The sequence below is a fragment of the Variovorax sp. genome, assembly GCF_965279555.1.
Taxonomy (GTDB): domain Bacteria; phylum Pseudomonadota; class Gammaproteobacteria; order Burkholderiales; family Burkholderiaceae_C; genus Variovorax.
Genome location: NZ_OZ257247.1, coordinates 5,720,056 through 5,733,610, shown reverse-complemented (window position 1 = coordinate 5,733,610; position 13,555 = coordinate 5,720,056). Strand labels below are relative to the sequence as shown.

14 protein-coding genes are annotated in these 13,555 nt (G+C 69.4%); 11 read left to right on the top strand and 3 right to left on the bottom strand.

The window, feature by feature from the left end; translation table 11 throughout:
- Positions 1-3: 3 nt before the first annotated feature.
- Positions 4-489: an ATP synthase subunit I gene (locus tag ACQY8B_RS27005; RefSeq protein WP_422084726.1), complete on the bottom strand. Its 486-nt coding sequence runs from the start codon at positions 487-489 to the stop codon at positions 4-6.
- A gap of 157 nt (positions 490-646) precedes the next feature.
- On the opposite strand from ACQY8B_RS27005, the gene ACQY8B_RS27000 reads away from it, so the two are divergent.
- The 5 genes from ACQY8B_RS27000 to lipA are packed head-to-tail and all read left to right on the top strand — an operon-like array spanning position 647 to position 4,778.
- Entirely contained in the window at positions 647-1,540 is an 894-nt protein-coding gene (locus ACQY8B_RS27000; RefSeq protein ID WP_422084725.1) for a D-amino acid aminotransferase, read from the top strand.
- A complete protein-coding gene (locus ACQY8B_RS26995; protein WP_081266103.1) occupies positions 1,537-1,845 on the top strand; it encodes a YbeD family protein in 309 nt (102 codons plus the stop codon). The genes ACQY8B_RS27000 and ACQY8B_RS26995 overlap by 4 nt, the downstream gene beginning before the upstream one ends.
- A complete protein-coding gene (locus ACQY8B_RS26990) occupies positions 1,842-3,047 on the top strand; it encodes an MBL fold metallo-hydrolase (RefSeq protein ID WP_422084724.1) in 1,206 nt (401 codons plus the stop codon). Before ACQY8B_RS26995 ends, ACQY8B_RS26990 begins: the two co-directional genes overlap by 4 nt.
- The gene (lipB, locus tag ACQY8B_RS26985; protein ID WP_422084723.1) at positions 3,044-3,769 is read left to right on the top strand and encodes a lipoyl(octanoyl) transferase LipB; all 726 of its coding nucleotides are present in this window, start codon (positions 3,044-3,046) and stop codon (positions 3,767-3,769) included. Before ACQY8B_RS26990 ends, lipB begins: the two co-directional genes overlap by 4 nt.
- 7 nt (positions 3,770-3,776) lie before the next feature.
- Positions 3,777-4,778, top strand: coding sequence for a lipoyl synthase (gene lipA, locus ACQY8B_RS26980; protein ID WP_422084721.1), 1,002 nt, complete (start codon positions 3,777-3,779; stop codon positions 4,776-4,778).
- 19 nt (positions 4,779-4,797) lie between these two features.
- Here lipA and ACQY8B_RS26975 read toward each other — a convergent pair whose 3' ends face one another.
- Positions 4,798-5,292 (bottom strand): hypothetical protein, encoded by a 495-nt coding sequence (locus tag ACQY8B_RS26975; RefSeq protein WP_422084720.1) that lies wholly within the window; start codon positions 5,290-5,292, stop codon positions 4,798-4,800.
- Between the two features lie 13 nt (positions 5,293-5,305).
- The gene (locus tag ACQY8B_RS26970; RefSeq protein ID WP_081266107.1) at positions 5,306-5,548 is read right to left on the bottom strand and encodes a GlsB/YeaQ/YmgE family stress response membrane protein; all 243 of its coding nucleotides are present in this window, start codon (positions 5,546-5,548) and stop codon (positions 5,306-5,308) included.
- A 193-nt stretch (positions 5,549-5,741) separates the two neighbouring features.
- Here ACQY8B_RS26970 and ACQY8B_RS26965 point away from each other — a divergent pair, with 193 nt between their 5' ends.
- The 6 genes from ACQY8B_RS26965 (at position 5,742) to ACQY8B_RS26940 (ending at position 13,527) form a co-directional block, all read left to right on the top strand.
- On the top strand, positions 5,742-7,274 hold the full coding sequence (locus tag ACQY8B_RS26965) for a class I adenylate-forming enzyme family protein (RefSeq protein WP_422089117.1): 1,533 nt from the start codon (positions 5,742-5,744) through the stop codon (positions 7,272-7,274).
- 38 nt (positions 7,275-7,312) lie between these two features.
- Complete coding sequence (locus ACQY8B_RS26960; protein WP_422084719.1) at positions 7,313-8,773, top strand: sensor histidine kinase; 1,461 nt, start codon at positions 7,313-7,315, stop codon at positions 8,771-8,773.
- Entirely contained in the window at positions 8,758-10,119 is a 1,362-nt protein-coding gene (locus ACQY8B_RS26955; RefSeq protein WP_422084718.1) for a sigma-54-dependent transcriptional regulator, read from the top strand. Before ACQY8B_RS26960 ends, ACQY8B_RS26955 begins: the two co-directional genes overlap by 16 nt.
- Positions 10,120-10,269: 150 nt before the next feature.
- Entirely contained in the window at positions 10,270-11,085 is an 816-nt protein-coding gene (locus tag ACQY8B_RS26950) for a hypothetical protein (RefSeq protein ID WP_422084717.1), read from the top strand.
- 19 nt (positions 11,086-11,104) lie between these two features.
- Positions 11,105-12,367, top strand: a complete 1,263-nt coding sequence (locus tag ACQY8B_RS26945; RefSeq protein ID WP_422084716.1) for an MFS transporter — start codon at positions 11,105-11,107, stop codon at positions 12,365-12,367.
- Positions 12,364-13,527, top strand: a complete 1,164-nt coding sequence (locus ACQY8B_RS26940; protein ID WP_422084715.1) for an SLC13 family permease — start codon at positions 12,364-12,366, stop codon at positions 13,525-13,527. Before ACQY8B_RS26945 ends, ACQY8B_RS26940 begins: the two co-directional genes overlap by 4 nt.
- Positions 13,528-13,555: the final 28 nt, after the last annotated feature.

The following is a 13,555-nucleotide window of genomic DNA, read 5'->3' as shown; positions in this document are numbered from 1 at the left end:
CCGTTACTCGTCTCTCTGTTTCCGGCGCCGGGGCGAGAACATCACCGCCAACCAGGCCGCCTTCATTGTCACCACCAGGCCGACCAGCATTGCTGGCCAGCTCAGCGCCGTAATCAGCCTTGGCGCAGCGATCAGCATCGCCACCGACAAGGCCATCTTGACCATTTCCCACAGGAAGAATCCGAACACCGCAGTGCCCGGATTCAGGGAAGAAAACCGACCGGTCAGCCCTCGTGCGAATACCGCCGATGGAATGACCACCGCGATCGCACCATAAGCGGCGGACCAACCCAGATTTTGCCTCCCCGTCAGTCCCCAGATGGCCAGAGCCACCAGCAGACCGACAACCAACTGCCCCACGACCACCCGCCAGGGGGAGATCGAAGGGTTCCTTGCACGCAGTTCACGCGCCTCCTCGGCGGTCAACGGCTTGAATTCTGCGTCGAGGTCTTCAGCGACCTCCGAGTCTTGTCGGGCGATTGTTTTCATTTTGAATGAAGCCCGGATGACGACCCAGAATTTCTACAAAGCCATTGATTATAAGTAAAAACCCAACCCATCCCGCCACCCCACGTGTCGCGCATGCAAATCGCTCCTGCATTCCCTGACGCGAGCCCGACCCGGCGCACGCAACCATAATTCCTTCATGCACCCTATCACCGACGCCCTGCCCGCCACGCTTTGTTACCTCGATGGCGAGTACACCGCGCTGCGCGACGCGAAGATCAGCGTCCTGGACCGCGGCTTCATTTTCGGCGACGGCATCTACGAATACGTCCCCGTCTACTTCGGCCAACCCTTCTGTTTCGAGGAGCACATGGCCCGCCTCGACCGCTCGCTCGCCGAGCTGCAGATCGAGAATCCGCTCTCGCTCGCGCAGTGGCGCGAAATCGTGATGCGCCTGGTCGCCCCCGGCGGCGAAGCGCCACAATCCGTTTACTTTCAGGTGACACGCGGCGTGGCTCCGCGCGACCACGCGATGGTGCGCGGCATTCGCCCGACGGTGTTCGTGATGGTGAACCCGCTGCCGCCCATCTCCGAGGCCATCCGCGCCAAGGGCGTGGCCTGCGTGACGGCGGAAGACTTCCGCTGGCAGAAGGCCCACATCAAGAGCACCAGCCTGCTGGGCGCCGTGCTCGCGCGGCAGATCAGCGTGGAGGCCGGCGCGGCCGAGACCGTCATGTTCCGCGGCGATTGGCTCAGCGAGGCTTCGTCGAGCAATGTGTGGATCGTGAAGTACGGCATCCTCGCCGGGCCGCCCAGGGACAACCTCGTGCTGACCGGCATCCGCTACGGCCTGCTGGAGCGCCTGTGCGAGGAGCAAGGCATTCCGTTCGCGCTGCGCCGCATCTCGCGCGACGAGGTGTTCGCCGCCGACGAGCTGCTGATTTCCTCGGCCAGCAAGGAGTTGCTGCCCGTCGTCACGCTCGACGGCAAGGCTATTGGCAACGGCCACCCCGGCCCCATCTACAAGAGCTTGTACGCGGCCTATCAGCAGGCCAAGCTACGCAACGCACAGAAGCACGGAGTCCCGGCATGACCGACAACACGACCACCACCGAAACCACCTCGATTCCCGACCCGCGCAAGGAGTCGCTGATCGAGTACCCCTCGCAGTTCCCGATCAAGGTGATGGGCGCCAAGGTCGACGGCTTCGTGCATGCCGTCACGCAGATCGCCGAGCGCTTCGACCCGACCTTCGACGCCACCACGGTCGAACTGCGCGACAGCAAGGCCGGCAACTACCTCGGCGTGACCATCACCGTCACGGCCACCAGCCGCGAACAGCTCGACGACCTGTACCGCGCGCTGTCGTCGCACCCGCAGGTCAAGGTCGTGCTTTGACCCGTCTGCGGCACGTCGCGGCGGCGCTCTGCGCGGGTGGCCTGCTGGCCGCCTGCTCGACGCCGCCGAACCCGTACTACGACGCCAGCCGCAGACACCACCGGCCCGACGGCTTCCAGGACAACTACGTCGAGTTCAAGCCGAAGAATTTCTTCACCGACGTGCTGCTGGGCTGGCAGCTGCCTTCGTGGTTCAAGGGCCTGCCGCCCGCGCCCGAAGCGCCACCGCCGGTGGTCGCGCCAGACCTCGCCTTCATCGCGTCGAACACCGGCGCACAGGCCCGGCCCGCCGCCACCTTCATCGGCCACGCCACCGTGCTGGTGCAGGTGCCGACTGCGAACGGCAGCCTCAACGTTCTGACCGACCCGGTGTTCGGCGAGCGCGCCTCGCCTGTCTCCTTCGCGGGACCGAAGCGCTTCCAGCCGCCCGGCGTGGCCCTGAAGGACCTGCCGCGCATCGACCTCGTGCTGATCAGCCACAACCACTACGACCACCTCGACGAAGACAGCGTGAAAGCGCTCAATGCGCAGGCCGGCGGCCCGCCGCTGTTCGTGGTGCCGCTGGGCATCAAGCCGTGGCTCGCGGAGCGCGGCATCACAAACGCGGTGGAGCTCGACTGGTGGGACAGCGTCACGCTGCCGGCCACGCCTTCCGCACCTTCCGCGCAGGCGCTGGTCCAGCGCAACGGCGCGGGCATCGCAGCTGGCGCAAACAGCGACGCCGTGCAGGTGTTCCTGACACCCGCGCAGCACTGGAGCGCGCGCGGCCTCGGCGACCGCATGAAGACGCTCTGGGGCGGATTCGCGCTGCTTTCGCCAAAGCTGCACGTCTTCTATTCCGGCGACACCGGCTACTCGAAGGATTTTGCGGATATCCAGGCCCGTCTCGCGCCGCGCCAGGCCGACGCGCAAGGTGGCGGCTTCGACCTCGCGCTGCTGCCCGTCGGCGCCTACGAGCCCCGCTGGTTCATGAAGGACCAGCACGTCAACCCCGACGAAAGCGTGCGCATCCACCGCGAACTGCATGCCAGGCGCAGCCTGGGCGTGCACTGGGGCACTTTCTCGCTCACCGACGAAGCCCTCGACCAGCCACCCAAGGACCTTGCCGCAGCCCGCAAGGCCCAGGGCGTGGCGGACGACGCCTTTTTCACGCTCGCCATCGGCGAGACCCGCAGGCTGCCCGCGCGGCAGGCCACGCCATGACAGACACCGCCACCGTTCCCGCCATCGAGCTGCACCCGATGGGCCGCGTCGACTACGCGACCACTTTCGCGGCCATGAAGCAGTTCACCCTCGACCGCACGCCCGGGACGCCCGACGCGCTGTGGGTCTGCGAGCACGCGCCGGTGTTCACCCAGGGCATCGCCGGCAAGCAGGACCACATCCTGAACCCCGGCGCCATTCCCCTGGTGCAGACCGACCGCGGGGGCCAGGTCACCTTCCACGGCCCCGGCCAGGTGGTGGCCTATCCGCTGATCGACCTGCGGCGCGCCGGCTACTTCGTCAAGGAATACGTCTACCGCATCGAGGAATCGGTGCTGCGCACCCTCGCCCATTTCGGCGTGACAGGCCACCGCGTGCAGGGCGCGCCGGGCATCTACGTGCGGCTGGACGACCCGTTTTCGCACGCGATGCTGAAAGCACCGCCTTCGCCTGGCTCAGCGCTGACGGGCCCGCTGCCCGCCGCCGACCCGTTTCGCGGTCTCGGCAAGATCGCCGCGCTGGGCATCAAGGTGAGCCGCCACGCCACCTACCACGGCGTGGCGCTCAATGTCGACATGGACCTCGAACCCTTCTCCCGCATCAACCCTTGCGGCTACGCGGGGCTGCAAACGGTCGACCTTTCTACAATCGGCATTCAAACCACATGGGAAGAAGCCGCCACGGTGCTGAGCCAGAAGCTCCGCGCCTTCCTGGCGCCTTGACATACCAATGAGCACCACAGAAGTCGTCCGCGACGCGCAAAGCGCCGAAAACTACAACCCCCTGGCCAAGCAGAAAGCAGCGGCCAAGCTCTCGCGCATCCCGGTCAAGGTGGTGCAGGGCGGCGAGGTGCTCAAGAAGCCCGAATGGATCCGCGTCAAGGCCGGCAGCCCGACCACGCGCTTCTACGAGATCAAGCAGATCCTGCGCGAGAGCAACCTGCACACCGTCTGCGAAGAGGCTTCGTGCCCGAACATCGGCGAATGCTTCGGCAACGGCACCGCCACCTTCATGATCATGGGCGACAAGTGCACCCGCCGCTGCCCGTTCTGCGACGTGGGCCATGGCCGCCCCGACCCGCTCGACAAGGACGAGCCGCTCAACCTCGCGAAGACCATCGCCAAGCTGCGCCTGAAGTACGTGGTGATCACCAGCGTCGACCGCGACGACCTGCGCGACGGCGGCAGCCAGCACTTCGTCGACTGCATCAAGAACATCCGCGAGCTCTCGCCGATGACGCAGATCGAGATCCTGGTGCCCGACTTCCGCGGCCGCGACGACCGCGCCCTCGAGATCCTCAAGGCCGCGCCGCCGGACGTGATGAACCACAACCTGGAAACCGCGCCGCGCCTCTACAAGGAAGCGCGCCCGGGCAGCGACTACCAGTTCAGCCTGAACCTGCTGAAGAAGTTCAAGGCGCTGCACCCCAGCGTGCCGACCAAGAGCGGCATCATGGTCGGCCTGGGCGAGACCGACGAAGAAATCCTGCAGGTCATGCGCGACATGCGCGCCCACGACATCGACATGCTGACCATCGGCCAGTACCTGTCGCCGTCGGGCTCGCACCTGCCGGTGCGCCGCTACGTGCACCCGGACACCTTCAAGATGTTCGAGGAAGAGGCCTACAAGATGGGCTTCAGCCACGCCTCCGTGGGCGCGATGGTGCGGTCGAGCTACCACGCCGACCAGCAGGCGCATGCGGCTCAGCAGGCGGCGACTCACCACGAGTGAGCCAGCAGCCCGCGCGCCCTCAGCCGCGCGTGGCGTTCTCTTTCATCTTCGCCAGCGCAATGGCAATCGCCGCGCCGCCCAGCGTCTTGATCAGCCCCGAGTGCTGCGCATAGAACTGGCTCACCTCGTCGATCACGCCCGCGTGCTGCTGCTCGGCATGCGCGGCGATTTCGGTCACCTGCGCGGGTGACAGCTGCGAGGCCTGGTCGGGCGTGATCTGTGTCTGGCCCGGCTGCAGCATGCGGCCGAGCACGCCGCCCGCCAGCGCCGACGCGGCCGCCGGCCCGAGCGTGGCCAGGATCTGGTTGAGCACGCCGGCCTGCTGCTGCGGCGACGACTGGCCGAACAGCTGCCCGACCATGTTGCCGAAAGGCGGCGTCTGGTCGGAGCGCATGGCCGCCGCGAGCCCCGCGCCGACCTCGTCGGTGGAAGCGTGCTGCGTGACCTGGTCGATGTGGGCCTCGGGGCTGCTGTTGCCGCCGATGGCCTGCTGGAGGATGTCGAGTAGACCCATGTGGAACTCCTTGTCAGCGGGTCACGAGATGCCAGACCCCGAGCAGCAGGGCCGCGCCAATCACCGAGGCGATGAAGCCGGCACCCGCGCCCGCAGCGTACAGCCCCAGGGCCTGTCCTGCATAGGTCGCCACCAGCGACCCGGCGATGCCCAGGATGACCGTGAGGATGAACCCCATCGAGTTGTTGCCCGGCAAGACGGCGCGGGCGATCAGCCCCGCGATGAAACCGATCAGGATCGTCCAGATGATGTGCACGAGAAGCTCCCTGTTTGCTGATGGTGACGAGGCATCGTGGACCGGCCATCCTGAGCGCTGGCTGACGGCTGCGCCCTGAAGCCTCGAGGTCGCCAAGGCGCTGGCCGAAAGCGTAAACATTTCGCTATCCTGCCCTTTGGTTGGTCAAGAAGAAGGAATGATTTTGCAAACGCACCCTGCCGTTCAAGCCGCGATGGAACGCAACTTCGGCGCCATTGCCGACCTGGTCCGTCTCCATGCGCAACACACGCCCGGGAACGCCGCGCTGGCCGACGCCCGCCACACGCTGGACTACCGCGCGCTGGACGCGCTGATGGACCGCATCGCCGCCAGCCTGCAGCGCGACGGTCTCAAGCCCGGCGACGCCATCGCGATATGCGCGTCGTCGTCGGTCAACTATGCGGCGGTGTTCCTGGGCGCACTGCGCGCGGGCGTGGCGGTGGCACCGCTGGCGCCCGGCTCCACGCCCGCCAGCCTGGCCCGCATGATCGAGGACGCCGAGGCGCGCATCCTGTTCAGCGACGCATCGGCGGCCGAGGTGATCGGCCCTGCCAGGGAAGGCGGCATTGCGCGCATCGCGCTAGACGGCTCCGCCGTGGGCCGCGGCTTCGAAGGCTGGCTCGCGCCGGCCGGCACGCGGCCCGCGCCCGTGGAGGCGCAGCCATCGTGGGCGTTCAACATCATCTATTCGTCGGGCACCACCGGCGAGCCCAAGGGCATCGTGCAGGGCCACGGCATGCGCTGGGCCCATGTGCAGCGCGGCGCCAGGTACGAGTACAGCCCCGACACCGTCACCCTGCTGTCGACGCCGCTCTACTCCAACACCACGCTGGTGGTGTTCTTCCCCACCATCGCCTTCGGCGGCTGCGTGGTGCTGATGCCCAAGTTCGACGCGCTCGGCTACCTGCAGCTGGCCTCGCAGCGCCGTGTGACGCACACCATGCTCGTGCCGGTACAGTACCAGCGGCTGATGGCGCACCCGCGCTTCGACGAGCACGACCTCTCCTCCTTCCGCCACAAGTTCAGCACCAGCGCGCCCTTCAACGCCACGCTCAAGGCCGACGTGCTCAAGCGCTGGCCCGGCGGGCTGGTCGAGTTCTACGGCATGACCGAAGGCGGCGGCACCTGCATCCTGGAAGCGCACCTGAACCCGACCAAGCTGCACACCGTGGGCCGGCCCGCCGAGGGCAGCGACATCCGCCTGATCGACGAGCAAGGCAACGAACTGCCGCGCGACAACACCGAGGTGGCCGGCGAGGTGGTGGGCCATTCGGCCGGCATGATGACCGGCTACCACCGCCAGCCAGAGAAGACACGCGAGGCCGAGTGGTTCGACGCCACCGGCAAGCGCTTCATCCGCACCGGCGACGTGGGCCGCTTCGACGCCGAGGGCTTCCTCACGCTGTTCGACCGCAAGAAGGACATGATCATCAGCGGCGGCTTCAACATCTATCCGAGCGACCTCGAGGCCGTGCTGCGCGGCCATGCGGCGGTGGCCGACGCGGCGGTGGTCGGCGTGCCGTCGGAGCAATGGGGCGAGACGCCGGTGGCCTTCGTGGTGCGCCGCGAGGGCGACGCCACCACCGAAGCCGCGCTGCTGCAATGGACCAACGACCAGCTCGGCAAGACCCAGCGGCTGGCGCGGCTGAGCTTCATCGACGAACTGCCGCGCAGCGCGATCGGCAAGGTGCTCAAGCGCGAGCTGCGCGAACGCGACCGCAGCTGACACGCCGAAGCCCTGAAAACAGGGCACGATTGCGGCAGATGAAATCTCTACGCGGTCAGTTGCTCTTTTTCTGGGTGTTGTTGTTCGGCATGTGCGCCGCATTGGCGGTGGTGATGCTCACGCTGTACCGCAGCAGCGCGGGCGCGCAGGTGGCGGCGGGGCGCACCGCCACCGAGCAGTCGTGCCGGGCCATCGCGGCGCGCTATGTCCGCTCGGCCACCGCCCCCCCGGCCGCCCAGCCGCAGGTCGACCTGCTGCAGGTGCTGCTGCAGCTGGTGCTGATCGAGGCGCCCCACGTGGAAGGCGGCGTATGGCAAGCCAGCGGCGGCCACCTGGCCTACGCCTACCCCACCTACGAAGGCAGCGGCGTCAAGCGCGACGTGCCCGCGGCCGAGCAGCCGCTGATCGCCGAGCTGGCGCAGCTCGCGGCGCGCACGCAGCAGCCGCAGACCGACGTGGTGCGCGGCAGCCGCGAGGCGCTGATCGTCTCGGCCTGCCCGCTGGCAACCCCGCGCAATGACCTGGCCGCCTGGACCATGACGCGCACCAGCGGCGGCGCGCTGGCCGCCCAGGACAGCCTGCGCACCGGCCTGGGCGTGTTGCTGGTGCTGGTGCTGGCCTCGGGCCTGTGGCTGGGCTTCATCCTGCTGCGCGGACTGCGCCATGTGCAGCGCCTGGAAAACCGGCTGATCCAGGCCGACGCCGACGGCGGCGCCGTGCCCGAACTTCCCCGCACAGGCGTGCGCGAGCTCGACCGAATCGTCGACGGCTTCAACCACTACCGACTGCGCTTCGAAGAGGCCCGCACGCATCTGCGCGCGGCCGCCCAGCAGCGCAGCCGCGACCAGCGCCTGGCCGCGCTGGGCCGCATGACGGGCGGCATCGCGCACGAGATCCGCAACCCCATCGCCACCATGCGGCTGAAGGCCGAGAACGCGCTGGCCGCCACGCCTGAACGGCAGGGCGCAGCGCTGCAGGCCATCGTCGGGCAGATCGACCGGCTCGACGGCCTGGTGCAGAGCCTGCTCGCGCTGGTTCAACCGGTGGCACTGGCACCGGTGGAAGTGGTGCTGCACCGCTGGCTCGACGAGCGCGTGGCCGCCGTGGTGCCCAAGGCCGATGCCGCCGGCGTGCAGGTCACGCTGCATCACGACATGCCCACCAGCGCCATGTTCGATTCGGTGCACCTGGCGCGCGCGGTCGACAACCTGCTCGACAACGCCGTTCGCCATGCGCCGCGCGGCGGCCACGTGGTGCTCTCGGCCCTGAAGCCCGACCCACGCACGCTGGCCGTCCGCGTGGACGACGACGGCCCCGGCGTGCCCGAATCGCTGCAGGCCAGCCTGTTCGAGCCCTTCGCCACCGGGCGCGCCGACGGTACCGGGCTGGGCCTGGCGCTGGCGCGCGAGGTGGCGCTGGCGCACGGCGGCGACCTGCATCACGTGCCGCTGACGCCGGGTGCACGATTCGAACTGGAGCTTCCATGGCGCATCTCCTGATCGTCGACGACGACGACGCCTTCCGCGACACGCTGGCCGAGACGCTGGAGGGCCTGGGCCACGGAACAGTTGCAGTCGCGAGTGGCGCCGAGGCGATCGAGACGGCGTCGCGCGAACGCTTCGACGCCGTCTTCCTCGACCACCGCATGCCCGGCATGGACGGCCTGCAGACACTCGCCGCCCTGCAGGCGCGCTTGGCGCGGCTGCCGCCGGTGATCGTGCTCACGGCTTTTTCGAGCGCGGGCAACACCATCGAGGCGATGCGCCTGGGCGCCTTCGACCACCTGGCCAAGCCGATCAGCCGCGAGGCGGTGCGCGAGGTGCTGGAACGCGCGCTGCAGCAGCACACGGCGGCCTCGCCGTCCGCCACCACGGCAGGGGACGACGACAGCGACCTGATCGGCCCGAGCCAGGCCATGCGCGAGGTGCACAAGCGCATCGGCCTGGCCGCCGCCAATTCGATGCCGGTGCTGGTGCTCGGCGAAACGGGCACCGGCAAGGAAATGGTGGCGCGCGCCCTGCACCGCCATTCGGCCCGCGCCGGCCAGCCGTTCGTGGCCGTCAACTGCTCGGCCATTCCGAAGGAGCTGCTCGAAAGCGAGCTCTTCGGCCATGTGCGCGGCGCCTTCACGGGTGCCACCGGCGAGCGGCCCGGCTGCTTTCGCGCGGCCGACGGCGGCGTGCTGCTGCTCGACGAGATCGGCGACATGGCGCTGGATGTCCAAGCCAAGATCCTGCGTGCCCTGCAGGAGGGCGAGGTCACGCCGCTTGGCAGCCACAAGACGGTGAAGGTCGACGTGCGCGTGGTCGCCGCAACGCACCGTGACCTGGCCGCCGCCGTGCGCGAAGGCCGCTTCCGGGAAGACCTGCTGTACCGGCTCGACGTGCTGTCGATCCGCATGCCGCCGCTGCGCGAGCGTCTGGCGGACATCATTCCGCTGGCGGAGCACTTCCTGCGCCGCGCCGCTCTGCAAGGCGCGCCCGATGCCGTGTCCAAGGCGCTGTCGGCCGAGGCGGCGCAGCGGCTGCTGAGCCACCCGTGGCCGGGCAACGTGCGGGAGCTGCGCAACGTGATGGAGCGCTGCCATGCGCTGGTGCGGCACCGCGTGATCGGCGGCGCGGACCTGGACCTCGCGCTCGGTGCCGCGGCTCCCGGCGAAGCACCCGCCACGCTGCCCGCCGACTGGCTCGAGGGCGAACTGCCAGCCGCCGTCGAGAGGCTCGAGCGCTTGCTGATCGCGCACGCGCTGGCGCAGACGCAGGGCAACCGCGCCGAAACGGCACGCCGGCTGGGCATTCACCGGCAGCTGCTGTATCGCAAGCTGGCGCAGTACGGGCTCGAATGAGCCGCGGGTGTCCGCAAACCGGACACCCGGTGTCTCCGGATCATGCGATGGCAAGCTGCCAGACACACGCAAGTCGTTGATTTAAAAGGATTCGTGGGCTGGCACGTTGTGTGAGATGTCTTTGGGCATCCACCCCTCAAGGAGCCATCCATGACACATCGCATTACCTTCCTCGCCGCCGCCTGCCTGCTGGCGAGCAGCGCCGCCCTCGCCCAGGTACCGCCGCCGCCCGGCGGCCCGGTGCCCCCGCCGCCACTCGGCGCCACCGCACCCCTGCCGCCCGCCGCGCCGGAAGCGGGCACCGTCGCCAGCGGCCGCGTGCAGCAATGGCTGATCAACCCGAACGGCGAGGCCGACGGCCTGCTGCTGAGCGACGGCACGCAGGTCGCATTTCCGCCGCATCTCTCGGCCGCGGTGATGCAGATGCTCAAGCCCGGCGACACGGTGCAGGTCAGCGGCTGGCGCGCGCCCAACGTGCCGGTGGTGCGCATGCAAGCCCTCGCCGCCAACGGCCGCAGCCTGACCGACCAGCCTCCGGCGCCCGGCATGGCCCCGCCGCAGCCGCGCGATCCGGGCGCGCTGGTCGCCCTGTCGGCGGGCGGGCGCATCGAACGACTGCTCTACACCGACCGCGGCGACGTGCGCGGCGTGCTGCTCGCGGACAAGACCACCGTGCGCTTCCCCCCGCACATCGGCGCCATGTACGGCGCGCAACTGAAGCCCGGTGCGCAGCTCCATGCGCGCGGCTGGGGTACGCGCGGCGCGCAGGGCACGGCGCTGGAAGCCACCAGCCTGGGCACGAGCGCAGACACTGTGCGCGAGATCTTCGGCGGACCGGGCCTGGAACCCGCGCCGCGCGGCCCCGGCGGTCCTCGCGGTCCGAGGGGCGCGGGCCCCACCCCGCCCACCCCGCCCGCGCCGCCCGCGCCGCTGATGGCCCCGCCGGCGCCGGTGCCGGCCTCCTGATCTTCACGTCCGGCCCGCCATGACCACTACCGCCGCACCCTCGCGCCGCAGCCTGCGCGCACTCGACGCACTGGCCTTCTTCGCGCCCGACATCCAGGGCGGCGTCGGCCCGTTCCTGATCGTCTTCATGGCCGGCACGCTGGCCTGGGACCCGCAGCGCATCGGCACCGTTATGTTCGTCTCGGCGCTCGTGGGGCTGCTGGTGCAGGCGCCGGCCGGCGCGCTGATCGACAGCGCGCGGCACAAGCCGCGCTGGATCGCCGGCGCCATTTCGCTCATCGCGGTGTGCCTGGTGGTCATGGCGAACTGGCCGGGCTACGGCGTGATCCTGGCGGGGCAGTCGCTCATCGGCGCGGCGGGCACGCTGGTGGCGCCTGCCATCGCGGCCGTCAGCCTGGGCATGGTGGGCCGCGCCGGGCTGGATGCGCGAGTCGGCCGCAACGCAGCGATCACCGCGGCGGGCACGGTGCTGTGGGCGCTGGGCACCGGCTGGGTAGGCCACGCGTTCGGCCCGCATGCCATGTTCTTCTATGCGGTGGCGATGGCGCTGCCAACCATCGCTGCGGCCATGCTGATCCGCAAGCGCGACGTCGATCCAAAGCTGGCGCGCGGCGCCGATGCCGATCACGATGAGGCCGACGCGCCGCGTTCCAACGCACGCTGGTACGACCGCCGCTTCATCGTGCTGCTGGTCTGCGCTTTCCTGTTCCACCTGGCCAACGCCGCCATGCTCACGCTGGTGGCGCAGAAGGTCGGCACGCAGGCCGGTACCTCGGCCACGCTGTGGCTGTCGGGCGGCGTCATCGTCACGCAGCTGGTCACCATTCCGATCGCCCTGGCGGTCGGACGCTGGGCGCCGCGGCTGGCGCGCAAGCCGATATTCCTGGCCGGCTTCGCGGTGCTGCCGGTGCGCGGGCTGCTGTACCTGCTGGCCGACAGCCCGGCCGCGCTGCTGTCGCTGCAGGTGCTGGACGGCATCGGCGCGGGCATCTTCGGCGTGATGCTGACCCTGATGATCGGCGACCTGACGCGCGGCAGCGGCCACTTCAACTTCGCGCTGGGCATCGGCGCGGCCTGCGTGGGACTGGGCGCGGCGCTCAGCAACCTGGTGGCGGGCACGGTCGCGCACCTGGCCGGCTACGGCACGGCCTTCGTGATGCTGGCGGGCATCGCGGCCGCTGCGCTGACGCTGTTCGCGCTCGCAATGCCGGAAACTCGCGACAGGCGCCGTTCGATGGCGAACGTGCCGGCCGCCTCCGCACTGACCACCGCCGCTCCATGACCAAAGACACCGCGCCGACCCTGGCATCTTCCTCCTCGTCCGCCGCTTCCCCAGCCGACGCTCCCGCAACGCACGAAAGCGGCGGCAACGGCCTGCTCTGGGTGCTGGTGGCGGTGGCGGTGCTGTTCGCCTTCATGCGCCCGCGCGCGCCGATGGACTGGCTCAAGCTGGTCGACTGGCAGACCGTGGGCGCCCTGGCCGGGCTGCTCGCCATCACGCAGGGCGTGGAGAAGAGCGGCATGCTCCAGTCGGCCGCCCAGCGGCTGCTGGCGCGCACCACCGATCTGCGCCAGCTGGCGCTGCTGCTCACCGCCACGGCGGCCGTGCTGTCGGCGCTGGTCACCAACGACGTGAGCCTGTTCCTGCTGGTGCCACTCACCCGCGTGCTGGCCACGCAGGCGCACCTGCCGCTGGCGCGGCTGGTGGTGCTCCAGGCGCTGGCGGTGAACGCGGGATCAGCGCTCACGCCCATCGGCAATCCGCAGAACCTGTACCTGTGGCATCGCACCGGCGAAAGCTTCGGCGGCTTCATGCTGATGATGGCGCCCACAGTGCTGGTCATGCTTTTCTGGCTGTTCGTGGCCGTGTGGCTTCTGGTGCCGCGCACGGCCATCGCGCTCAAGCCGGCGGCCGAGGCCGCACCGGTGCAGCCGAGGCTGCTGGCGCTGTCGGGCGTGCTGTTCGTGGGCTTCGTCGTCGCGCTCGACCGGCACTGGCTGCTGGCCGGCCTGGCGGTGGTGTTCGTCGCCTACCTGCTGTTCCAGCGCCGCGTGCTGCTGGGCGTCGACTGGGCGCTGCTCGCCATCATCGCGCTGATGTTCGTCGACCTGCGACAGCTCGCCGAACTGCCGGCGGTGGCTTCGCTGGTCGGCCAGTGGCCGATTGCCGAGGGCTGGCGCGCGTACCTCGCGGCCATCGTCACCTCGCAGTTCATCAGCAACGTGCCGGCCACCATCCTGCTGGACCGCTACGTGCACGACCTGCCCGCGCTGGCGGCGGGCGTGAGCGTGGGCGGCTTCGGCTGCGTGCTGGGCTCGCTGGCCAACCTCATCGCCCTGCGGCTGGCCAAGGTGCCGCACGGGCTTCGCGAGTTCCATCGCATCAGCATTCCCTTCCTGATCGTGTGCGCGGCATCGGCGGTGCTGCTGCGGCTCGGTTGATCGCGTTTTCCGTTTCACAACCACACTC